Annotated in this window: 18 protein-coding genes and 1 pseudogene; 4 read left to right on the forward strand and 15 right to left on the reverse strand. The window is 65.3% G+C overall.

The features are described 5' to 3' along the window. The 13 genes and pseudogenes from L288_RS0121955 to L288_RS36525 form a co-directional block, all read right to left on the reverse strand. Positions 1–209 (reverse strand): annotated as a pseudogene (locus L288_RS0121955) (phosphomannomutase); the annotation flags it as partial. Next, positions 206–2,707 (reverse strand): heavy metal translocating P-type ATPase, encoded by a 2,502-nt coding sequence (locus L288_RS36470; protein WP_004212886.1) that lies wholly within the window; start codon positions 2,705–2,707, stop codon positions 206–208. The pseudogene L288_RS0121955 and the gene L288_RS36470, both read right to left, overlap by 4 nt. Beyond that, complete coding sequence (locus L288_RS36475) at positions 2,704–3,312, reverse strand: cation transporter (protein ID WP_004212885.1); 609 nt, start codon at positions 3,310–3,312, stop codon at positions 2,704–2,706. The genes L288_RS36470 and L288_RS36475 overlap by 4 nt, the downstream gene beginning before the upstream one ends. Next, positions 3,309–3,995, reverse strand: a complete 687-nt coding sequence (locus L288_RS36480; protein WP_004212882.1) for a ZIP family metal transporter — start codon at positions 3,993–3,995, stop codon at positions 3,309–3,311. The genes L288_RS36475 and L288_RS36480 overlap by 4 nt, the downstream gene beginning before the upstream one ends. Before the next feature lie 3 nt (positions 3,996–3,998). Further along, positions 3,999–4,412, reverse strand: coding sequence for a hypothetical protein (locus L288_RS36485; protein ID WP_017183574.1), 414 nt, complete (start codon positions 4,410–4,412; stop codon positions 3,999–4,001). 47 nt (positions 4,413–4,459) lie between these two features. Beyond that, positions 4,460–4,837, reverse strand: a complete 378-nt coding sequence (locus L288_RS36490; protein ID WP_021238674.1) for a hypothetical protein — start codon at positions 4,835–4,837, stop codon at positions 4,460–4,462. Then, entirely contained in the window at positions 4,834–5,322 is a 489-nt protein-coding gene (locus L288_RS36495; protein WP_004212879.1) for an SRPBCC domain-containing protein, read from the reverse strand. The genes L288_RS36490 and L288_RS36495 overlap by 4 nt, the downstream gene beginning before the upstream one ends. Before the next feature lie 53 nt (positions 5,323–5,375). Beyond that, positions 5,376–8,621 carry an efflux RND transporter permease subunit gene (locus tag L288_RS36500; protein ID WP_004212878.1) on the reverse strand — a complete coding sequence of 1,082 codons (3,246 nt, stop codon included), beginning with the start codon at positions 8,619–8,621 and terminating at the stop codon, positions 5,376–5,378. Positions 8,622–8,624: 3 nt separating this feature from the next. Next, entirely contained in the window at positions 8,625–9,803 is a 1,179-nt protein-coding gene (locus tag L288_RS36505) for an efflux RND transporter periplasmic adaptor subunit (RefSeq protein WP_004212877.1), read from the reverse strand. Beyond that, on the reverse strand, positions 9,803–11,080 hold the full coding sequence (locus tag L288_RS36510) for a TolC family protein (RefSeq protein ID WP_013039111.1): 1,278 nt from the start codon (positions 11,078–11,080) through the stop codon (positions 9,803–9,805). Before L288_RS36510 ends, L288_RS36505 begins: the two co-directional genes overlap by 1 nt. 60 nt (positions 11,081–11,140) lie before the next feature. Next, on the reverse strand, positions 11,141–11,437 hold the full coding sequence (locus L288_RS36515) for a hypothetical protein (protein WP_007406840.1): 297 nt from the start codon (positions 11,435–11,437) through the stop codon (positions 11,141–11,143). A gap of 73 nt (positions 11,438–11,510) precedes the next feature. Next, the gene (locus tag L288_RS36520; protein ID WP_004212871.1) at positions 11,511–13,478 is read right to left on the reverse strand and encodes a cytochrome c/FTR1 family iron permease; all 1,968 of its coding nucleotides are present in this window, start codon (positions 13,476–13,478) and stop codon (positions 11,511–11,513) included. Further along, positions 13,478–14,104 (reverse strand): cation transporter, encoded by a 627-nt coding sequence (locus tag L288_RS36525; RefSeq protein WP_004212870.1) that lies wholly within the window; start codon positions 14,102–14,104, stop codon positions 13,478–13,480. The genes L288_RS36520 and L288_RS36525 overlap by 1 nt, the downstream gene beginning before the upstream one ends. Before the next feature lie 78 nt (positions 14,105–14,182). Here L288_RS36525 and L288_RS36530 point away from each other — a divergent pair, with 78 nt between their 5' ends. Further along, positions 14,183–14,599, forward strand: a complete 417-nt coding sequence (locus tag L288_RS36530; protein WP_004212867.1) for a MerR family transcriptional regulator — start codon at positions 14,183–14,185, stop codon at positions 14,597–14,599. Here the strand turns inward: L288_RS36530 and L288_RS36535 are convergent. Both L288_RS36535 and L288_RS36540 read right to left on the reverse strand, forming a co-directional pair. Further along, positions 14,593–15,795 (reverse strand): aspartyl protease family protein, encoded by a 1,203-nt coding sequence (locus L288_RS36535; RefSeq protein ID WP_013039112.1) that lies wholly within the window; start codon positions 15,793–15,795, stop codon positions 14,593–14,595. The genes L288_RS36530 and L288_RS36535 overlap by 7 nt on opposite strands. Positions 15,796–16,084: 289 nt before the next feature. Beyond that, a complete protein-coding gene (locus L288_RS36540) occupies positions 16,085–16,657 on the reverse strand; it encodes a recombinase family protein (RefSeq protein ID WP_009824027.1) in 573 nt (190 codons plus the stop codon). Positions 16,658–16,848: 191 nt separating this feature from the next. Between L288_RS36540 and L288_RS36545 the strand changes: the two genes are divergently transcribed. From L288_RS36545 to L288_RS36555, 3 genes are all read left to right on the forward strand, one after another. Further along, positions 16,849–18,249 (forward strand): Mu transposase C-terminal domain-containing protein, encoded by a 1,401-nt coding sequence (locus L288_RS36545; protein ID WP_004212864.1) that lies wholly within the window; start codon positions 16,849–16,851, stop codon positions 18,247–18,249. Beyond that, on the forward strand, positions 18,176–19,054 hold the full coding sequence (locus tag L288_RS42605; protein ID WP_009824028.1) for an AAA family ATPase: 879 nt from the start codon (positions 18,176–18,178) through the stop codon (positions 19,052–19,054). Before L288_RS36545 ends, L288_RS42605 begins: the two co-directional genes overlap by 74 nt. Positions 19,055–19,211: 157 nt before the next feature. Continuing rightward, a complete protein-coding gene (locus tag L288_RS36555; RefSeq protein WP_021224430.1) occupies positions 19,212–22,178 on the forward strand; it encodes a Tn3 family transposase in 2,967 nt (988 codons plus the stop codon). Positions 22,179–22,388: the final 210 nt, after the last annotated feature.

Raw genomic sequence — 22,388 nt, forward strand, 5'->3', positions numbered from 1 at the left:
GTCGGCATCAACCAGAGACGGTCGAGCGCGACGCCGGCAGGAAGGCGCGAGGCGATCTGCTTTTCGAACTGCGGCCAGTCCCCGCCCGAGATCACCGCCACATCCGTGATGGCGAGCAATCGGGCGAGGATTGCGGCCATATCCTCCGATAACGGCCGCTTGCTCTCGGCAAGCGTGCCGTCGAGGTCGAAGGCGATCAGCCACTTCATGCCGCCTTCCCTGCCGGATCGCGGTAGGCGAGCAGCCTGAGCGCATTGATGACGACGAGCAGCGTCGATCCCTCATGAACCGCCACCGCTGGCCCAATGCCGAGGCCGAGGATGGTAGCAGGCACCAGGAAGGCGACGACACCCAGGCTGACGAAGACGTTCTGCCGGATGATTCCACGGGTATGGCGGCTAAGACCGACTGCGAATGGCAGGTGCGCCAGATCGTCGGCCATCAGCGCCACGTCGGCTGTCTCCAGCGCAACGTCCGACCCCGCCGCGCCCATCGCGATGCCGACCGTGGCGCTTGCCATCGCCGGCGCATCGTTCACGCCGTCGCCCACCATCGCGACCTTGTCTTCGCCGGCGAGCTTCTTGATCGCGGCAACCTTGTCTTCGGGCATGAGGTCGCCCCACGCTTCGTCGATCCCGACTTCGTCGGCGATCGCTTCGGCGACTTTCTGGTGATCGCCGGAGATCATTATCATCCGCGACACGCCCATCTCGTGCAGCCGACGCAACGCGGTCTTGGCAGCTTCGCGAGGCGTGTCCATCAGGCCGATCGCGCCCAGGTCGCGGTCCCCCTTGCGGACCACCATTGTCGTGCGGCCGTTCTCGCGCAGCTTCGCGATTGCGTCCTGCGCGCCCTGCCCCAGCGCCGGAATGCCCTCACTTCCGAACATCTCGGCCTTGCCGATCCACACCGTCTCGCCATCCACGCTCGCGGTGACGCCCCGACCGGTCAGGCTCTTGAGGTCGCCGGCAGTCGGCACGGCACGATCGTTCAGACGTTCGCGGCCGTCCTTGACGATCGCTTGGGCCAGGGGATGGTCGCTCAACGCTTCGACGGCGACAGCCAGCGCCAGCAACTCGCCTTCATCGGCGCCATCGACGGGCACGACATCAGTGATGCGCGGACGACCTTCGGTCAGCGTGCCCGTCTTGTCGAAAGCGATCGCTTTGAGCGACCCGAGGTTTTCGAGCGGTGCACCGCCCTTCACGAGCACGCCGCCCCGCGCTGCACGGGCAACGCCCGACAGGACCGCGCTCGGCGTTGCGATCGCGAGCGCGCACGGGCTTGCCGCCACCAGCACCGCCATCGCGCGATAGAAGCTGTCGCGGAACGGCTCGTCGACGACCACCCATGCGAACAGCAGGAGCACTGACAGGACCAGGACGGCGGGCACGAAGATCCGTTCGAACCGGTCGGTGAAGCGCTGCGTCGGCGACTTCTGCGTCTCCGCTTCGCTCACCATCTTCACGACCTTGGCAAGCGCGCTTTCATTGGAACGGCGTGTCACCTCGATCTCGATCGCGCCGCCGCCGTTGATCGTACCAGCAAAAACCCGGCTTTCCGCGTCGACTGCATCGGGCTTGGCGCGTGCCGCTGCGGCATCTGCGACCGGCACCTTGTCGACCGGGATGCTTTCACCCGTGACCGGGGCCTGGTTGATCGCGCTGGTGCCCTTGATGACGAAGCCGTCGGCAGGCAGGCGCTCGTTCGGGCGGACGATGGCAATGTCCCCGACGACCATCTGCTCGACCGGGATTTCGCTGGTCTGCCCGCCGCGTCGCACGGTCGCGGTTTCGGGCGCGAGCTTCGCCAGCGCCTCGATCGCCTTCTTGGCGCGGCCCATTGCATAATGCTCAAGCGCATGGCCGAGGCTGAACAGGAACAGCAGCAGCGCACCTTCGGCCCATGCGCCCAGCGCAGCGGCGCCGGCCGCAGCGACCAACATCAGCGTGTCGATCTCGAACTTCTTCATCCGGAGGTTGTCGATCGCCTCGCGCAGCGTGAAGAATCCGCCGAAGAAATAGGCTGCGATATAGCAGGCGGTCGGCAGCCATTCGGGCGCGCCAGCGACCAGCCTCTCGATCGCGTAGCCGATCCCCAGCAGCGCGCCACAGGCGAGCGCGAAGATCAGCTCGGTATTGGGGCCGAGAAATTCGGCGTGGCTATGGTCGTGGCCATCGCCGGGGCCGTGCTTCTCTTCGCCCGCGCCGTGGCCCCCGGGGCCGTGGTCGTGGCCGGCATGTTCATCGGCAGCGACCCGCTTGCCCACCCTCACCTTCAGCTTGCGAAGCGCAGCGCGCACCTCCTCTTCGGTGGTTTCGCGGCGATCATATTCGACCCGGACAGACCCGCTGGTGCTGGCGCTTGCCTGGACCACGCCGGGCAAGGCGCACAGCGCATCGCTGACCGTGCGCGCCCGACGTTCGTGGTTGATCCCCGTCACCTGCCAGATCGCATGGCCGTAGCGCTCGGTGATTTCGGCACCTGCGGCGCGCACCATTTCGCGCAACCGTGGCAGCGGCAGCTTGGCGGCATCGAAATGGATGCACAGCGCCGCTGGCGTGTTGCCGTCGAGACAGATCACATGCGCCCGCTCGACACCTTCGCGCTTTGACAGGGTTGATACGAGACGGTCCAGGCAGGCATCGGCCGCGTCAGGAAGGTCCGGCAACAACACTGGAATGTCGAGTTCGAGCTTGTCGTTCATGACGACCTCCTTTCGCTTTTCTTGGTTTCGGCGCGCGCGTCGCGCAGGATTTCGACACCGCCCTTGATGGCGATGATGGCGGTGGCGAAGCCGACCAGCAGGTCCGGCCAATTGGTACCCAACCACAGCACCAGCACGCCGGCGATCAGGATGCCGCCGTTGGAAATGAAGTCGTTGAAGCTGAAGGTGGTTGCGGCCCGGAGATTGACGTCCGGATCCTTGAGGCGCTGGAGCAGCCGCAGGCAGAGGTAATTCACGACGCCGGCGATCGCGGACATGACCATCATGGTAGGTCCGATGGGCTCGCTGCCCTGCACGTAGCGCCGTCCGACATCGATCAAGATGCCGCCCGCGAAGATCAGCAGCATGACGCCCGAAGCGACCGCGGCGCGTGTCTTCCATGTCTGGCCCCGGGTGAGCGCCACAAGGCTCAGCGCATACACAGCCGTATCGGACAGGTTGTCGACGCCGTTGGCGATCAGCGCGCTCGAGTCCGCGAAGAAGCCGGAAACGAAGAAGCCCGCAGCGATCGCCGCGTTCAGCAGCAGGACGATCCACAGTGTGCGGCGCTCCTGCCCGCCATTGTTGTCGTTGCCCGGGATCATCCCATCATCTCCTCAAGTGTCAGCAGGGCCAGGAAGCCGACGAAAAACATCGAGCTGATGAGCGGGGTGTCGGGTTTCTCGTGCGCCTCGACCAGCAACTCCTCCGTGACGAGGTAGAGCAGCGCCATCAGCCCGAAGCTGAGGAAGCCGGCGATCATCACCGGCGACAGCGCGGCGACCGGCACGGCAGCGAGCGCGCCGATCGGCAGCAGCAGGGCCAATGCCGAGACGATCACGATGATGCGCAAGCGCGAGCGATAGGTTTCCGCCAGCTCGTCGGTCAGCGTCAGTCCCAGAAATAACACTTCCAGAGTGAGCGCGATCGTCAGCAGGAGACCTGCCTTCTCGCCCGCCACGAAAGCGAGGCCGAGCACCAGGCCGTCCACCAGAATGTCGATGCCGATCGCGGCGAGTAGCGCCATCGGCCCCTTGAAGCGGGCCTCAAGAGCCTTGAGCCCCAGCATGGTCGCGACGCCCGCCGCCCCGCCGATCAACGTCGCGCTGGGCGATGCCTCATGCTTGACCTGCGGCAGGATTTCGGTCGCTGCCGCCGCGAACACGACGCCGGCAGCGAGATGCTGTAGGCCCGCCACGAGGCCAGGTTTCAACTTGGTGCGGCTCGCGACAATCGCGCCGAGCACGACCGCCAGCACAGGCGCAAGCGTATAGAGCAGTGCCTGCATTTCCTAGGACTCCTCCGGGGTTCGGTGGCAGACGCGGATCTTCCCGCGTCGCGTGAACGCGATCGATCCGCCCGCCACGACAGCCCGCGAATGGTCGCCGCGAAACTCGTCACCGGTTCGCTGCGCGCGCAGGATCTCGGTCCTGCCCTTCGGCAGCCAGGTGACGGCCATTTTCAAGCCTTCATCGATGAAGTCGACATCGGCGCGTGTGCCGTCGTCGCAGTACATGATGCGCTGCGCGATTAGTTTCGACGTCAGATGCTTTTCATGCGCCGGCTCGGTAGGCTGGGTCGGCGCTGGATTACACGCCCCTATAACCGCCCCGGAGACGAGAACGACGCCGAGGCGCGCGATCGCCAGACCGGCCCGATTCAGGCCGCACAAGGTTGTCACATTTGAAATCGACGTGTCAGACATCGGTCTCTTCCGACGAAGCGCCCTGTGGCGTTCGAAGGCAGGGCAGTTCATCGCGTGCCTTCCTGCTCGCAGATCCGGGTACGGCCATCGCCTTCCACGATGGTGAGCTGCGACCCCTTGAAGGTCGCGGTGGCTGTTTCGCCGACATATTGCAGGCCCTGCGCTGGCGCGGTCAGCATCATCGGCGGTCCCCCGTTGGAGCGCCGCAAATCGATCTGCAGGCCGTTGTCCTTGTAATCGACGAACAGCGGTTCCCCGTCGGAACAGCGATATCTATGCCGCCCCATTTCCCCGGTCGTCACGGCGCTGTCGGACGAATGGATCTGCTGCTCCGTTGGCGGGGCTGGCGGCTTTCTTTCCGAGCACGCCGCGAGCCCGACAACGAGGATGACGGCGGGCAGCACCCGCTTACAGTGCATCATCATCGCGCCTTCCTCCTGTAGCGGAAGGGGACGCGCTGACGATTGATAGCCCGGGCAGGCTGACCTACCCGCCAGCGGAGATAGGTTGCGAGGCGATCGTCAGATTCGACCATCAGGGATCGCAGGCGGCGCAACATCATCGCCGCGAACGGCAGGGAGAGCGCCCCGCGCAGCGTGCAGCTATGCGTTAGCCTGGTGCCGCCATCGTCCCCCGCCAGCTCGTACCGCTCTTCGAGCGTGAACAGATAGGGGATGCCGCAGGACCAAGCGAAGGCGTGCGGTTTATCGAATCGATCAATCCGTGCTGGCGTCCGAATTGGCCGGGTGATGCCCTGGATCGCAAAGGTGCATTCTGTGTCGCCGAGCCGGGACGGATCATCGAGAAATACGAGCGGACTCCACGCCCGGCGATGATCCGGATCGGTGAGTGCCGACCAGATGCGCAGTGGCCCGCCGTGAAGCATCGAGCTGGTTATGGTGCGAGGCATATCCCCATCTCCCAGAGATGGGCGGGGCGATCGCGGATCGCCCCGCCCATCCATCAGGCCAAGTTGTTCACGAAGGTCTGACCGTGGTCGTCCCCTTCATGCTCCTCATTGTAGTGCTCGGGTTTCTCGATCACTTTCTGCCCGAACCGGGCATAGAGTGTCGGCAGCACGAACAGCGTAAGAAGCGTCGCCGAGATCAGACCGCCGATGACGACCGTCGCCAAAGGCTTTTGAACCTCTGCGCCGGCGCCTTCGCCCAGCGCCATCGGCACGAAGCCGAGGCTGGCGACTAGCGCGGTCATGATGACGGGTCGCAGACGCTGCATCGCGCCAACATGCGCGGCTTCCTCGCGGCTCATCCCTGATCGGATCAGATCTTGGATCGAGCTGACCATGACGAGGCCGTTGAGGACCGCGATGCCCGAGAGGGCGATGAAGCCCACTGCCGCCGAGATCGAGAAGTCCATGCCCCGCAGGAACAGCAACAGGACGCCGCCCACCAGCGCGAAAGGCACGCCGGTGAACACGATCGCGGCGTCGCGGACCGATCCCAACGCCCCGTAGAGGAGCAGCAGGATCAAGATGAAGCAAGCCGGAATGACCAGCTTCAGCCGTTCGCTTGCCGATTGGAGGTTCTCGAACTGGCCGCCCCATTCGAGATAGGTGCCGGCAGGCAGCCGGAGTTGGCTGCCGATCGCCGCCTGCGCATCCGCCACGACGGATCCGACGTCGCGGCCACGCACGTTGGCTTGCACCACCACGCGCCGCTTGCCGTTCTCGCGGCTGATCTGGTTCGGACCATCGACCACCTTGATCTCGGCGACGCTGGACAGCGGTACATAGCCGCCGCCTGCCACCGGCACCTGCACCTGTTGGAGCAGGCCGATGTCGGCACGCTGCGCCTCCGACAGGCGGATCACCACGGGGAAGCGACGGTCGCCCTCGAAGATCTGGCCCGATGTTCGCCCGCCGATCGTCGCAGTCACGGTGTCCTGCACATCCTGAGCCGTAACGCCCAACCGCGCCATCGCGTCGCGGTTGACGCGAATGTCGAGCATGGGAAGACCGGTCGTCTGCTCCACCTTCACGTCCGCTGCGCCTTGCGTTCTGCGCAGCACCGCCGCGATTTGCTCGGCCGTCCGGTTCATCTGGTTGAAGTCGTCCCCGAACACCTTCACCGCGATGTCGCCGCGCACGCCGGCGATCAGCTCGTTGAAGCGCATCTGGATGGGCTGGGTGATCTCGTAGGCATTTCCCGGAATCTTCGCGAGATTACCCTCGATCCGGCTGACCAGCTCCTCCTTGGGAAGCTCAGGATCCGGCCAATCCTTGCGCGGCTTCAGGATGACGAACATGTCGGTCGCGTTCGGCGGCATCGGGTCGGCCGCCAGCTCGGCGGTGCCCGTCTTGGAATAGACGAATTGCACCTCCGGCTGCTTCGACATCATCCGCTCGATCGGCACCTGCATCGCCTGGCTCTGCTGGACCGACGTTGCCGGAATGCGGAGCGACTGGATCAGCAAATCGCCTTCGTCGAGCTGCGGCAGGAACACCGAGCCGAGCGTAGTGAAAGCAAGCGCCGCCACCACAAGGCTTCCCACACCCGCACCGATCGTCAGCGTCGGGCGCTTCATGGCCCGGTCGAGACCGGGTTCGTAGCGCTTCTTCAGCCACGTGATGATGCGGCCGTCCTTCTCCTCGACCTTCTTCGACAGCCAGATCGCAATCATCGCCGGCACGAAGGTGAGAGAGAGGATGAAGGCGAAGGCGAGCGCGATGATGACGGTCAGCGCCATCGGTCCGAACGTTTTACCCTCCACGCCGGTCAGCGTGAGCAGCGGTACGTAGACGAGGATGATGATTGCCTGCCCGTACACAGAGGGACGGATCATCTCACGCGCAGCGGCTGCCACGGTCGCGAGCCGTTCCTTGACGCTGAGCAATCGGCCTTCATGATGCTGTTGCTCGGCAAGCCGGCGCAGCGCGTTTTCGACAATGATGACGGCGCCGTCGACGATCAGACCGAAGTCCAAAGCCCCAAGGCTCATCAGATTGGCCGAGACCCCAGCGCGCAGCATACCAAAGCCTGTCAGCATCATGGTGATCGGGATGACCAACGCCGCGATCAGGGCCGCACGGAAGTTGCCGAGCAGCAGGAAGAGCACGACGATGACCAGCACCGCGCCTTCGGACAGGTTTTTCGCGACCGTCTTGATCGTCGAATTGACCAGCTCGGTGCGGTTCAGCACCGGCTGAATTACGACGTCAGGAGGCAGCGAAGCGTTGATCGTCTTCAGTTTCTCAGCGACCGCGGTCGACACGATGCGGCTGTTCTCGCCGATCCGCATGATCGCCGTGCCGACGACGACTTCGGTACCGTTCTCCGATGCCGAACCCATGCGGATCGCCTGACCCGTCTTCACAGTCGCAACTTGTTCGACCGTGATCGGCACGCCGTTACGTGTCGCGATCACGGTCCTGGCCAACTCGCTGGCATTGCGAACGAGCGCATCCGAGCGAACAGCCAGACCTTCGCCATTGCGATTGACGAAGCCACCGCCGACGCTGGTGTTATTGCGCTCCAGCGCATTTCCCAGGTCCGTCAGCGTGATGCCGAGCGAGGCCAGCTTCTGCACGTCGGGCACGACGAGGAACTGCTTGGCGTAACCGCCAATCGAGTCGACACCGGCGAGGCCCGGTGTGGTCTTCAGAAGCGGCGTCACGATCCAGTCCTGCGCGGTGCGCAGGTAGGTCGCCTTGTCCTCTTCGGTCGTCAGTCGCTCGCCCTCTGGCGTGATGTAGCTGCCATCGGGCTGTTGGCCCGGTTCACCGGGCTTGTGCTTGTCGTCCTCGCGATGATCGAGACGAACGGTGTACATGTACACCTCGCCCAGGCCTGTCGCGATCGGACCCATTTCAGGGTTCACGCCGTCGGGCAGATTCTCTTGCACGCCCCGCAGACGCTCGCCCACCTGCTGGCGGGCGAAATAGATGTCCGTCGCGTCCGAAAAGACCGCCGTGATCTGCGCGAAGCCGTTGCGGCTCAACGAGCGCGTATATTCCAGGCCGGGGGTGCCGGCGAGCGCGGTTTCGATTGGAAACGACACCTGCTTCTCGACCAGCTCGGGCGAGAGGGCAGGCGCGCGGACGTTGATCTGGACCTGATTGTTGGTGATGTCCGGCACCGCGTCGATCGGTAGCCGGTAGAGGGAAAAGGCGCCGATGGCGGCGACGATGACGGTGAGGAGCAGGACTAGCCAGCGCTTCTCGACCGCCCAGGTTACGATACGGGCGATCATGGCTTAATCCTCGTGGCTCGCTTCGCCCTTGCCGATCTCGGCCTTGAGCGTGAAACTTCCGGTGGTGGCGATCTGTTCGTTGCCGGTCAGGCCCGACCGGACGATCACCGTGTCGCCCGACGCATCGCCGAGCTGGACCGGGGTCGCCTTGAAGCCGGTGGGCGTGCGCACGAACACGACCGACTTGCCCTCGAAACTCTGGACCGCCGTCGTCGGCACGCGGACCGCCCCGCTCCCGCCGCTGCCCGTGAGCTGCACGGCTGCCGTCACAGGCTCGCCGACCCGCCATTCGCCACCGCGATTGTCGAGGGTGGCGAGCGCAGGCACGAGCCGCGTCTGCGGATCAAGCGCCGGCGACACGAAGGTCACGCGGGCGGTCGCCTGACGGCCTGCCGCCTTCACCAGCACCGTATTGCCGGGACGCACCCGGCCCGCATCCTCGGGCTTGAGATTAAGCGCGATCGACACCTGGCTCAGGTTGGCGATGCGATAGAGTTCGGCATCCGCCGCGACCGTTTGTCCCAGCGTCACGGGGCGCGCAATGATCTGGCCCGAGATCGGCGCGGCAATGCCGAGCCGGTTGAGCCCGCCGCCGCCGACACCCGCCGCCGAAACCATGCTCTGCGCCTGCGTCAGGGCGATCCGCGCCTCCGTCGCCGCTGTGCGGGCGGCGATCAGATCCTGTTCAGGGGAGACTCTCTGCGCGAACAGCCGCTGTTCGCGCGCGAGGTTCGAATTAGCGAGCTGAAGCCGCGCCCGCGCCGCCTCGACCTCGCCCTTGATCTGCGCCGCCTCGCGGCTTTCGATGACCGCAATGGTCTGGCCGCGTCCGACCGATTGGCCGAGGTTACGGGTGAGCGCGACCACGCGTCCCGCAATTGCGGCCGAGACGACCTGCGTTCCCTGTGGGTCGCCCTCGATGATCGCGGGCAGCTCGATCGTCCCGGCCCCGCCGATGATCGGCCGTCCGACCTGGACGCCCGCTGTGGCGATCTGGTCGGCACCCAATGTGACGACGCCTTCACCGGCATGACCGCCTTCAGCACCGCCCTTTTCCGTGCCCGCTGCCGTCTCATTGGCAGCTGCGCCTTCGGCAGTTGCCTCGTTTCCGCCATCCTTGCCGCCGCAGGCAGCCAAGAGCAGGGCGAGCGACGCCGCGCCCGCGAGATAAAAGCTCTTCATCACTGATTCCCCCCATTGGGCGCACGAGCGGTCAGTCGCTCCACTTGCGCGCGGGCATTCTGGTAATTGGCAAGCGCGTCGATCGCGGCGACCCGCGTTTCGGCGAGCGTGCGTTCAGCATCGAGCAATTCGAGCTGGCCGAACTTGCCCTCGCGATAGCCGATCCGCGCGATGCGGGCGGCCTCCTGTGCAGCCGCCAGCGCCGGCCCCGACGCCGCACGAGCCGTCGTTGCGGCATTGGCCGCCTGCGCCTGCGCGTCCGTGATCGCCTGTTCGATGTCGAGCGCGGTCACGCGGCGCTGCGCATCCGCCTGGGTCCGCTGCGCGGTCGCCTGCGCAATCGCGGCGCGACCATTGTTGAACACCGGGATCGGGATCGACACGCTGAACACCGCCGCCATGTCGTTGGTCGCTTCCAGGCGGCGGATCGACGGCCCGACGTTCAGGTCAGGCACGCGATTGGCGCGCGCGAGCCGCACGCCGGCTTCGGCAATGGAGAAATCCGCGTTGGCTGCCGCCAGCGCGAGTGTGCCGGTCGTGTTGACCGGTGCCAACGGCCCATAGACGTTCACATCGGGAAGGCGATCGAGCAGCGTGTCATCGAGCAGGCCGTCGATCGGCCGTCCGATCCGACGCGCCAGATTGGCGCGGGCCGCCTCGGCCAAGCGAAGCTGCCGCTCCACATTGGCGTCGGCATTGATACGCGCGACATCCGCGCGCTGTTGCTCGAGTGGCGATGCCCGCCCTGCCTGCACGCGAACGCTCGCGGCCCGCAGCGCATCGCTGGCGATCCGGGCCTGATCGCGGGCTGTCATTACCCGGCGATCGGCCGCGACCGCTTCGACATAGAGCTGCGTTACCTGAAGCCGGACATCCGCCGCGATGATCGCGGCCTGGATCTCGGCCCGGGACAATTGCGCATTGGCGACCGCGACGCGGGCGCCGCGCTTGCCGCCTAGCTCGATCGGGATCGCAAAGCCGACCGTGGTTTCCGCGCTGCGGACCCCCCGATACGGCCCGGAGCCGATGACATTCTCGACTTGGCCTTGAACCACCGGATTGGGCCGCAAGCCGGCGACTGTGCGACCTGCACGGGCCGCGTCGATTCCAGCTGTCGCCGCTTCCGCAGCAGGGGCCGAACCGCCCGCTGCACTGACCGCTTGGTCAAGCGTGTAGACCGGCGCATCCTGCGCAACAGGCGCGGACGGTCCGACCTGCGCCTGCGCCATCGTGGCGCAAGACGCTGCGGCCAGCATGGCCGCGAGGATACGATTCATGAAAATAGGACTCCTGACGATGATCGACAGGGGCGCGCCAACGCACGCCCAAATCGGACGTCAGGCTTGGGGGGGCCTCAAATGGACCATGCCGGTGCGGCCGTCGAGCGACGCAGAGGCGGAGATTGTCGGCTTGGGCACTGTGAGGACGGGGGTATATTCCATCGTCGTGCGCGCAGGCGCGCCGACGTCGTGTCCGTGACAATAATTGTGATGATGCGGGACATTCTTGTCCGAGTCCGATGGCACCTGATCGATGTCACCGGCGGTATGGACCGTGAACTCAACGCCCGCGATGCTTCCCCCCGCCAGATCGGCGGCATGGGCCATGCCGGAGAAGCTGGTCAGGACCAGCATCAGGCATGTCAGGAAAGGCAAAAAGGCTCGCACTAGCTTGCCTCTATCACGGAAGGGTTTTCATGTCATTGCACTAATTCGAACCAAGGGTCACTGAGCCGGAACCCGAGCGGGATCGGTCGCGCCCGTTCCAGGCGAACCCGACCGCAATGGCGACCGCCATCAGGAGTTGCGCCAGCACCGATTGCCAAGTGGGAAACACGCCGAGCATCGACAGCCGTGGCACGTCCGCGAGCGGTGCGATGTTGATAAGGCCGGCTTCCTGGAGCGCGGCGACGCCTTTACCCGCCAGCACGACGGTCAGGACCGCCATGAGCCAGGAGCTATAGCGGAAGAACTGCGCGATCGGCAGCTTGCGACTGTAGCGAAGCATGGCCCAAGCGATCAGGCTGAGCAGTCCAATCGCCGACCCGGCCCCCGCGAGAAGCATCCCGTTGTCACCTTGCGCCGAAAGCGCGGCATAGAACAGGATCGTCTCGAAGACCTCGCGATAAACTACGACGAACGCCAGCCCGAACAGGAACCAGCCCGACCCGCCCGAGAGCGCCCGCGACATCTTCTCGCGAATATAGCGCTGCCACTGATCGGCCTGCGCCTTGCCGTGCATCCAAATCCCGACCGAGAGCAGCACGACCGCGGCGAACAGCGAGCCAAACCCTTCCGTCAGCTCCCGGCTCGCACCGCTGATCCCGATCGCATAGGTGGCGACCGCCCAGGTGATCCCGCCCGCGATGATCGCGCTGACCCAGCCGCCATGCACGTACCGCAGCGCCTCGCCGCGCTCGGCTTTACGCAGGAACGCGATCATGGCGACAACGATGAGCAGGGCTTCGAGCCCTTCACGCAGCAGGATCGTGAACGCGCCCAGGAACGTGGACGCTTCGGTGGCGGCATCAGGCGCGAGCGCCGCTTCCGCATCGTCGAAAAGGCCGCCCAGTACTGCGACCTTCTCCGCGAGATCATCGGGCGACGCGCCCCGGTCGATCGAGGCGCGGAACTCCCCCATCGCGCCCTCGATTCGACCCATCAGCGTCGCGTCGCGCGCGGTGAGTGTTGGCTCGATCGGCTCGAACCCATCGAGATAGGCCGACAGCGCCAGCTCTTTCGCCATGCGCGCATCGCCGCGCCGCGCAGCCGCCACGCTTTCGGCGAGTTTGGCGCGGGCGACCGCGAGCGAGCCGGGAGCCTGTTGTATCACCTGTTCGGGATGACGACGCAGGAACGCGAGCACTGGGTCAGCCTTGGCGTCGCCGATCGCCGCGCCGAGCGCGGCCGGGGTGAGCGCGACCAGGGTTTTCAGGTCCGGAATGCGCCGGCGAAGGGTCGGGTCGGATTTCCAAAGCCGCTCGCCTTCGCGCGCCTGCGCATCCGTGAAGGCGAAGCTCCCGGCTCGGAATGCTAACGCCCAGCGCTGATCGTTGGGCAGATCGGCGAAGCTCTGCATCGCGGTCCCGTCGATGCCTTGCGTCACCACCTGATAGAGCGCGAACACGCTGCGCTGGCGCGCGCGCTCGGCATCGGTGAAAGCAATCGGGGGCGTAGCGAGCTTGGCGGCGTCAGGGCCACGGCCGTTGCCCGTCATCCCGTGGCAGGACGCGCAGGATTGTCGGAACAGTGCATCGCTGGAGACGAGGTTCGGAGCCTTATCGGGCGCGAGCGGCACCGGGTAGGCGCGCAACAGATCGGCCGCGAGCCCGTGCGCCAATGTTGCCACCTGTTCAGTCGGTCCCTTTTCCGCGATCACCGCCTGGAGGTTGGCAGCCCGCTGGATGAGGGCTTGACGCTCCGGCTTCGCCGGCAGGCCCTGAAGCCGTGTCGAGACCGACGCGGCGAACTCCGTCATCTCGGCATATTCCGACGTGCTCTTGATCCGACCGTTGGCGACCGCGCCGCCATAATCGACGGCCATATAGTCGAGCAGCCGCCATGCGGTTTGCACGTCGCCGGGTTCGGCGATTGCCGCAGCAGGGATCAGCAGCGCCGCGAGCGCGGAGAGCAGCCGCAACGAGAGCATTGCCCGGATCAACGCGAGCAGACGCACTACCGCTCTCCCAATTCGCGCCGAGCGCCAGTGACGATTTCATAAGCGGAGTGGAGGAACAGGAGGGCGATGAGGCCGGCGACGGCGAGGTCCGGCCAGGCGCTTCCTGTCCACGCCACCAGACCGGCCGCGGCGATCACCGCCACGTTGGCGAGCGCGTCGTTGCGGCTGAACAGCCAGATCGCGCGAACATTGGCGTCCCCTTCCCGGAAACGCGCAAGCACCAAGGCGGACACGACATTGATCGCGAGCGCGACAACGCCGATTGTGCCCATCAGTTCGGCATCGGGCGCGGTTGCGTTCAGGGCGCGCCAAATCGCGAAACCGATTACGCCCACGCCAAGCGCACCGAGAAACAACCCCTGCGTCAGCGCGACCTTTGCCCTCGCCCGTGCGGACCAGGCAAGCGCGAGAAGACCGATAAGGCTGATCGACCCGTCCCCGAGAAAATCGAGGGAATCCGCTTTCAGCGCTTGGCTATCGGCGATGAACCCGCCGAACAGCTCGGCGACTCCGAAGCCGAGGTTGAGCACCACGACGGTCAGCAGCGCACGGCGATAGGCCGGATCGGTTTGCGCGCGCGCGGGCTCCCCGTGGCACCCGCAGCTTTCGGTAGAAGCATTCATGCGGCCTTCCTTACCACCTCCAGTCGCTGTAGAAGCAAGCGAAATGTGCGACACGTTCGCATAAGCAAGGATGGCATGATGAAGCCGGTGATGATTGGGCAGCTCGCCAGCGAGACCTCGACGAAGGTGACGACGATCCGCTTTTATGAGTCGATCGGGTTGCTCCGATCCGCCCCTCGCACGGCGTCGGGTCGCAGAACCTACGATGCCAGTGACATTGAGCGTTTGCACTTCATCCGCAACGGTCGCCGGCTTGGCTTCTCCGTCGACGAGATCCGTTCGTTGATGGGGCTGGCGCAGAACCCGGACCAGGATTGTGGTGCCGCCTCAGCTATCGCTGCTCAGCACCTCAAGGATGTGGAGGAGAGACTGGCGCAACTCGCGGTGTTGCGGGATGAGTTGGCAATGCTCAGCCAGAGCTGCACCAAGGCGCGCATGGCCGATTGTCGGATCATGAAGGCGATCGGCAAAGGCCACCCTCAAGCCGATCAATAATAATCGGCCAGCCTGAGCTCGCGCACATCACCCGAGGCCATCGTCAGCTTTACGAGGGTGCCAGCAGGCCGGGAGCGCACTTGCCAGAGCTCCCCACGCGTATAGTTCGCATCGATCGAATGGCCGTTCACCGCCACGATCCGGTCGCCGACCGCCCAGCCAGCCTTTTCCGCGGGACTGTTCGCCGCCACATGAACAACGGTGAGCGCCGTTGGTGAGGCTGCGAGGCCAAGGCCGCTACGGTCCTTCAGCATCGGCAGGCGACGACGAGGACCGAGTGGCCGGAGCCACACGAATCCGGCGGTCACGTCGAACACCACGTCGAATTGAGCGATCAGCGGTAGGCCGACATTGCCAACCGTGCTGGTGGAGAGCCAAGCTCTCATCCCGAGTGTGGGGACGTTCGAGACGCCAAGCCCTTCGATGTTGATGTTCTGGATCGTGAAAGCATCGTTGATACGCACACCATCGACGCCGCCGATCGCCGCGGTCGAGACGAGCTTCCCGTTCAACAGCCCTTGATCGCGGGCATAGGCCGACGAGAGCATCAGCGCGGCCGAGCTGCCAAGATCGATCATCAAGGGCACGGGAGGCAAACCCGAGACGGAAGCTCGAATGAACAGCTCCTGCTTGGCACCGCGCCCGAGCGCGACAGCGCGCCAGTCGGGACCGGCGAGAAACGTGCCTGACTTGACGACCGCCATACGCCTTTTCGCGAAATCGAGCGCGATGCAGCTACCCGTGAACATATCGGCACCGAGGAGGATATCGATCGGTCGTCCGAAGGCCGCCGACACTGAACTCAGATCACCAACGACGGCAAAGGGTAAGCGACGGGTTTCGCGGGCGAGCTGTACGTCGATGTCGCGGACCAGCAGCACCGGGGCCTTGGCGCTCAGCCCGCTAATCATGCGCCGCTCACCATCGTTCAAGCCGAGCTTCGCCGCGAGCGCCGTGCTCATGATCGACGCGCCGCTGCCACTGTCGAGCACCGCCCGCACCGGCACTCCGCGCACTTGTGCCGAAACAAGGAGGGTATCACCCGTGCCGACTTCCAGCGGCTCCCATTCGAGGTGAGCCGCACCGAAGTTCCACGAGCCCGCAGACCGGGAAGTCTGTCGCGCGAGCGTTGGAGAACCGAGCACCAAGCCGGTTCCACAGGCCACCAGCCGCGCCACTAATGAGCGTCGAGACATACCGATTGCTTCAACACGGGCCGTCAAAAAGCCACCTCCAGCCCCCCGTCCGCAGGAGAGCAAATTGCGGTTACATGCTCCAGCCACTGGAGGAGCAAGTGCTTTTGGTGCGCCCGAAAATCCTCAGAAGCGCTTGGAGAACTTTAGATGAAGGATGGTGCAGACCGCTTAGATGCCTTCCCGATAACGAACGGTTCCGGGGGACGCTGGGCCGATCGGGACCGCGAACGGTGTAAACGCTCGCGCTAAGTGGCGGCATTCTGATCGCGCTATTTGTCGGCGAGCGTCGCTACGCGGCTACCGGCTTGGTCTCGGCCGATCGCACATAGGCGTAGAGTTTTGGCTTGGAGATGCCGAGCATCGAGCAAATCTTGGCGATCGGCATCGTGTTCTCGTGGTAGAGCCTGACGGGCAGGTCGCGCTTGTCCTTGCCGAGTGCGGCCGGCCGGCCACCCTTCTTGCCGCGAGCGCGGGCTGCGGTGAGACCGGCCTGGGTCCGCTCGCGGATCAGGTTGCGCTCGAACTCCGCCAATGCCCCGAACAGGTGGAAGGTAAGCTTGCCCGACGTGGTGGTCGTGTCGATCGCCTCGTGCAGGCTCAGCAGCCCGACCTTTTCCTCGTCGAGGTAGGTCATCCATCCGATCAGATCACGGAGCGAGCGGCCGAGCCTGTCGAGGCGCCAGACCACCAGTGTGTCGCCGGCGCGAAGCAGCTCCTTCACCTTTTCCAATCCAGGGCGAGCGGCAGTCGCCCCGGAGGCCTTGTCGGTGATGACCTTCTCGCAGCCGGCAGCCTTCAGCGCATCACGCTGGAGGTCCAGGTTCTGCTCGGCGGTCGATACGCGGGCGTAACCGATTTTCATGCGTAGGGCCGGTGGCGCCCCGATCGGGCGCGGTTTGGGAAGAAAGTCGTCATCGGCAGGTCTATGTTGCCCTAGTTTTCTTTACCGGGTAGATTTACGTCGAACAGGCCGGTTTGGCAACGCGAGCGGACTCGCATGGCGATGGGCAGGCAAATCTCCGTTTTCCTTACCTGCGACACGGACCGTCGGCGGTGACGCATCCGGCGCTTGTCCCGCCGCTGGCGATCGAGCGCTACCGCGTCCTTGAACCGCACCTCGCCGATGGCATCCCGCTCGCGGACCTCGCCCGCACCGGCACGCTGAGCGAGCGGACGTTGCAGCGCTGGCTCGGGCGCTACCGTGCCGAAGGACTTGCCGGTCTCGCGCGTCTGCCGCGCAACGATCGGGGCAGGCTGCACCTGCCGGAACATCTGGTCGAACTGACCCGCACTCTCGCCACCAAGCGCCCGCGACCCCCGGTCGCCGCCATTCACCGAAAGGTGCAGGAACTCGCCATCGCGCATGGACACCGAACCCCCAGCTATGCGGCCGTCGCGCGTGTCGTCAGGGCGATACCGGCAAGCCAGATCGCCGCAGCCTCCGATCCGGCCGTCTACCGCGACCAGCACGAGCTAGTGCATCGGCGCGAAGCCGCGACCTCGAACGAGATGTGGCAGGCCGATCATACCGTTCTCGACATTCTCGTGCTCGATGATGCCGGAACCCCGGTGCGTCCTTGGCTGACCGTCATCGTTGACGATCACAGCCGAGCCATCGCCGGTTACTTCCTCAGCCTCGATGCCCCCAGTGCCCTCAACACGGCGCTCGCCTTGCGGCAGGCGATCTGGCGCAAGCCCAATCCCGAATGGATCGTCAGCGGCATTCCCGAACAGCTTTACGTCGACAACGGCTCGGATTTCATCTCCGAGCATATCGAGCAGGCGTGCATCGCCCTCAAAATCCGCCTCATCCATTCGCTGCCGGGGCGTCCTCGCGGGCGCGGCAAGATCGAGCGGCTGTTCCGCACCATCAACGACATGTTCCTGCCCGACCTGCCCGGCCACCTGATCGCGGGCAAGCCGCTGTCGGCGCCAGTGCTCACGCTCGACGAGCTGCGCGCCCGCTTCGAGGCGTTCGTGTGCGGCGTCTATCATCGTCGCCCGCATGGCAGCACCGGCGAACCGCCGATCACGCGCTGGCAGAAGGGCGGGTTCCTGCCCGCAATGCCCGACAGCCTTGAACAGCTCGACATGCTGCTCGTGCACGTGCCCAAGCCCCGTAAAGTGCTGCGCGACGGCATCCGTCTGATGGGCAGGCGCTATGTCGAACCCACGCTCGCGGCCTTCGTCGGCGAGCAGGTCGAGGCGGTCTATGACCCCCGCGACCTGACCGAGATCCACGTCTACCACCAGGGCCGGTTCGTCTGCCGTGCGCTCAGCTCCGAGCACGCTGGGCACCCGTCGTTGCGCGCGATCCAGCGCGCCCGGCGCGGCGCGAAGGAGCGCGACAAGCAGGTGCCTGCCCCCACGGAGACCTTCGATGGCGACCAAGAGGATACGGCTTCCCGGCCCACCACCTACCGAGGGCTCCGGCTCTACGCCGCTGACGATTGAGTTCCTGGTCGAGCAGCCGTTCCTGGCGACCCGCGAACATGCCCGGTTCGTCGAGTTTGCCGAAGCCTGCGCGCACTACCGCTATATCGGCGTGTGTCATGGCCGGCCGGGCGTCGGAAAGACGCGATCGGCGCGCGAGTTTTCCAGCTTCCCCGACCTGGGGGAATATGCCGCGCTCCGTCCCATTGCCGCGCTCCTTGGCGAAAAGGTCGCTCGCTGCCGCGCCGTCTTCTACACCGTGTCGGTCAGCAACACGCCCAAGACGATCGACGCGGTGTTGGGCCTCAACCTCATTAAGCTGGGCTATGCCCGGCTGACGGTCGCGGGCGGCTCGCAGGACGAAATCACCCATGACGCCGCCCGCATCGCCTGCCCCCTCGTCATCGTCGACGAGGCCGACCGCCTGACCATAAAGTCGCTCGAACATCTCCGCGACATGGCCGATCGCCACGGCTTCGGGCTGATCCTGATGGGTATGCCGGGCTTGGAGAAGCGCCTCGCCCGCTATGCCCAGCTCTACTCGCGGATCGGCTTCGTCCACGAGTTCAAACCGCTTACCGAGACCGAAATGCGGCTGCTGCTCGCGACCCACGCCGGCGATTTCGGGATCAGCTTCGACCCGGCCCAACTCGACGCGATCGAAGCGCAGGCAGCCGTGATCCGCATCACGCGCGGCAACTTCCGGCTCATGGAGCGCCTGTTCGCGCAGATGCGGCGGATCATGACCCTCAACCGCGTCGAGGAGGTCACCGCTGACATCGTTCAGGCCGCGCGCGATTGCCTCGTCATCGGACCCGGCAACTGACAAATAGCGCGATCAGAACGCCGCCATTTAGCGCGAGCGTTTACACGTGCCAGATTTTCCGTGTGGTCCCGATCTGTCGCGGAACTTACAAGTTTTGCGAAACCTCGCGTCCCTGGCGCGGCAAGGCTACGCTTACTGGTTGACGGGAGTGAGTCGTATGGCCCGACGCGACCTTCTGACAGGAGACGAGCGCCGAGCACTGTTCGGCGTACCGCTCGACCGCGCCTCGCTCGCCAAGTTCTACACCGTCATGCCCGAGCATCGGTCGCTGATCGAGGCGAGGCGTGGCGACGCCAACCGGCTTGGCTTCGCGCTCCACTTGGCGCTTCTGCAGTATCCAGGCTTTGGATTACGACACGACGAGGTGGTGCCCGACTTTCTGGCCCATTACATAGCGGACCAACTCGGCTTGCGATCGAGCACGCTGGCTGGCTATGCCCACCGCGCACAGACCCGGCTCGAGCACGCCTGGGAAGCAATGGGAAGTCTGGGCCTGCGCGGCTTCGAGCCCGGCGACGTGGGGCGCGCACTTGACGTCGCGACCGAGGCGGCGAGAGGAACCGAGCGCGGCATGGCCATTGCGACTGCGATCATCGACGACCTTCGCGCAGGCCGCATCGTTCTTCCGGCGCCAGCCCGCATCGAGCGGATCGGGATCGCAGGAAGGGCAAGGGCGCGCAAGCTCGCGGCCGACATCGTGGTGGCCGCACTCACGCCAGGGCAGGTCGGCGCCCTCGACGCTTTGCTGGTCGCCGATCAGAAAAGTGGGGTGACCCCGCTCGCGTGGTTGCGCGACACGGGCGACAGCCCATCCGCCCGAAATCTCGCCGGCATCCTCGCTCGCCTGTCCTACGTCCGCGGCATCGGCATCGACGCGCGGGTGGCCGAGAGCATCCACGAGCGCCGATTTCGCCAACTCGTACGTGAAGGAGCAGTTGCGCCGGCATTCCTCCTCTCGGACTATTCGCTCCGTCGCCGGCGAGCGACCTTGGCCGCGGCCATGATCGACCTTGAAGCCCGGCTCGCCGATGCCGCGATCGAGATGTTCGCCAAGCAGACCGGGCTCCTATTCGCCAAGGCGCGAGCCTCGCAAAAACGCCGCTACGAGGCGACCACCAAGGACGTCGGCCGCCTCATGCGAATGTTCGGATCGACGATCGGTACGCTTCGTGTCGCGCGCGAAGACGGGCTTGATCCTTGGTCTGCGCTCGAGACCGGCGTTGGCTGGGACCGGTTGATGGGTGTGGCCGATGAGGTGTCCGCGATCGCCGATCTCGCTCGTGACGAGCCGTTGGTCAGGGCGTCCGACAAGTACATGACGCTTCGTCGATATGCGCCGGCTTTCCTGGACGCATTCCGGTTCAAGGCCACGGGGTCGCGCGATGGCGTGCTCGCGGCCGTAAAGCTGGTGCGCGAGTTGAACGCGACCGGCAAGCGCGAGGTGCCGATCGACGCACCCATGCCATTCCCGAAGAGCTGGAAAGCCGCGATCACGGAGGGCGGAAGCATCGATCGGAGACGATATGAGACGGCAACCGTCGCTATGGTGCGCGAGCGGCTTGGCTCGGGAGACCTGTGGGTGGAGGGTACCCGCGACCACCTTCGCTTCGATGCCTATCTGCTGCCCCGCTCCGAGGCCGCAGCAATCGCCGGTAATCTGCCTTTCGACACCGACGTGGACCGCTACCTCGACGGACGTGCCAAGTTGCTCGACTGGCGGCTGCGCCGGTTCGGCAATGCACTGAAGCGCGGCACGCTCGACGGCGTCGAGCTGAGGGGCAACGAATTGCGCGTCACCCCGGTCGCGGCAACGACACCCGCGGCAGCCGACCAGCTCGATGCACTCGTTGATCGGATCATGCCTAAGGTCCGCATCACCGAGCTTCTGGCCGAGGTGGCGAGACGCACCGGCTTTGTGTCAGCTTTCCCCGAACTCCGTTCGGGGCGGACGCATCCCAATCCCGAGGCCCTTCTTGCGGCCATCCTGGCGGACGCGACCAATCTCGGGATCGAGCGAATGGCTAACGCCAGTCAGGGTATCAGTTACGCGCAGTTGGCGTGGACACACAGCTGGTATCTCTCGGACGAGAACTATGCGGGCGCGCTGCGCCACCTGATCGATGCGCAGGCCGCCCTGCCGCTCACCCGGCTCTGGGGAGACGGCACCACGTCGAGTTCGGATGGGCAGTTCTTCAGGAGCGGTCGCCGCGGGTCCGCCGGTAGCGTCAACCTGCATTACGGCTCGGAACCCGGGCAGAAGATCTATACCCACGTCGCCGACACCTATGCCCCGTTCCACGCCCGGCTGATCTCGGCGACCGCGGCCGAGGCGCCCTACGTCCTCAACGGTTTGGTCGCCCACGGAACCGGCATCGAACCGGCCACCCATTACGCCGACACCGGCGGCAGTTCCGACCATGTGTTCAGCCTGGCGCATCTGCTCGGTTTCCGGTTTGTCCCGCGCCTGCGCGACTTGGCAGACCGCAAGCTCGGCACATTCGAGGGCCAGAGTCGCTACCCTTCGCTGGCGCCCCTGATCGGCCGCCCGATCAACACCTCGGTGATCCGCGAGAGCTGGGACGAGCTGGTCCGTCTGGCCGCATCCATCAAGGCCCATGCCGTGCTGCCGTCGGTCATGCTGAAGAAGCTGGCCGCGCACCGCCGTCAGAACCGTCTCGATTTCGCGCTCCAGGAGGTGGGCCGCATCGAGCGCGCACTGTTCACAATCGACTGGTTGGAATCGAAGCAGCTCCGGCAGCAGTGCCAGGCCGGACTGAACAAGGGCGAAGCGCGGCATTTCCTCGCCCAGGCCGTCTTCGCGCACAAGCAGGGCCGGTTGCGGGATCGCACGTTCGAGGACCAGGCGCTCAAGGCATCGGGGCTGAACTTTGTCACCGCCGCCATCATCTATTGGAACACACTTTATATGGGCCGGGCAGTCGATCACCTACGCCGATCGGGCGAGCCTGCCCCCAACGAGTTGCTTGCGCATGTCGCGCCGCTGGGCTGGCGGCATATCAGCCTCACCGGCGACTATCTTTGGCAGAACACCGGCCATGGCGTCGATAACGACGGCTTCAGGCCGCTCAATCTTGGCGTCGAACCCATCGACCAAGTTGCATGAAGGGGGTCGAAGCTCATCTGACCCCGCAATGTTGCCTCTATGTTCAACTTACCGCTGTCCGTGTAACAAACCTTGAAGTGCCCCCTTCGTCGATCTATGGTCGTGAGGTCGTAAGCTTGGCTGGTCTTACAAGCGCCCCCATCTTCCGTCTGCGGGTGATGCCGTCTGTCGGGTACAAGGTCGTATACGCGGTCAGGACAACTCCCCGCG

Source organism: Sphingobium quisquiliarum P25, from assembly GCF_000445065.1.
Lineage (GTDB): Bacteria > Pseudomonadota > Alphaproteobacteria > Sphingomonadales > Sphingomonadaceae > Sphingobium > Sphingobium quisquiliarum.

Excerpts from the sequence above, each read along its gene's own strand:
- L288_RS36505 (WP_004212877.1), bottom strand. The coding sequence starts at position 9,803 with ATGAAGAGCTTTTATCTCGCGGGCGCGGCGTCGCTCGCCCTGCTCTTG.
- L288_RS36480 (WP_004212882.1), bottom strand. The coding sequence starts at position 3,995 with ATGCAGGCACTGCTCTATACGCTTGCGCCTGTGCTGGCGGTCGTGCTC.
- L288_RS36555 (WP_021224430.1), top strand. The coding sequence starts at position 19,212 with ATGGCCCGACGCGACCTTCTGACAGGAGACGAGCGCCGAGCACTGTTC.
- L288_RS36525 (WP_004212870.1), bottom strand. The coding sequence starts at position 14,104 with ATGAATGCTTCTACCGAAAGCTGCGGGTGCCACGGGGAGCCCGCGCGC.
- L288_RS36495 (WP_004212879.1), bottom strand. The coding sequence starts at position 5,322 with ATGCCTCGCACCATAACCAGCTCGATGCTTCACGGCGGGCCACTGCGC.
- L288_RS36490 (WP_021238674.1), bottom strand. The coding sequence starts at position 4,837 with ATGATGATGCACTGTAAGCGGGTGCTGCCCGCCGTCATCCTCGTTGTC.
- L288_RS36540 (WP_009824027.1), bottom strand. The coding sequence starts at position 16,657 with ATGAAAATCGGTTACGCCCGCGTATCGACCGCCGAGCAGAACCTGGAC.
- L288_RS42605 (WP_009824028.1), top strand. The coding sequence starts at position 18,176 with ATGGCGACCAAGAGGATACGGCTTCCCGGCCCACCACCTACCGAGGGC.
- L288_RS36470 (WP_004212886.1), bottom strand. The coding sequence starts at position 2,707 with ATGAACGACAAGCTCGAACTCGACATTCCAGTGTTGTTGCCGGACCTT.
- L288_RS36530 (WP_004212867.1), top strand. The coding sequence starts at position 14,183 with ATGAAGCCGGTGATGATTGGGCAGCTCGCCAGCGAGACCTCGACGAAG.
- L288_RS36535 (WP_013039112.1), bottom strand. The coding sequence starts at position 15,795 with ATGTCTCGACGCTCATTAGTGGCGCGGCTGGTGGCCTGTGGAACCGGC.
- L288_RS36485 (WP_017183574.1), bottom strand. The coding sequence starts at position 4,412 with ATGTCTGACACGTCGATTTCAAATGTGACAACCTTGTGCGGCCTGAAT.
- L288_RS36510 (WP_013039111.1), bottom strand. The coding sequence starts at position 11,080 with ATGAATCGTATCCTCGCGGCCATGCTGGCCGCAGCGTCTTGCGCCACG.
- L288_RS36475 (WP_004212885.1), bottom strand. The coding sequence starts at position 3,312 with ATGATCCCGGGCAACGACAACAATGGCGGGCAGGAGCGCCGCACACTG.
- L288_RS36515 (WP_007406840.1), bottom strand. The coding sequence starts at position 11,437 with ATGCTGGTCCTGACCAGCTTCTCCGGCATGGCCCATGCCGCCGATCTG.
- L288_RS36500 (WP_004212878.1), bottom strand. The coding sequence starts at position 8,621 with ATGATCGCCCGTATCGTAACCTGGGCGGTCGAGAAGCGCTGGCTAGTC.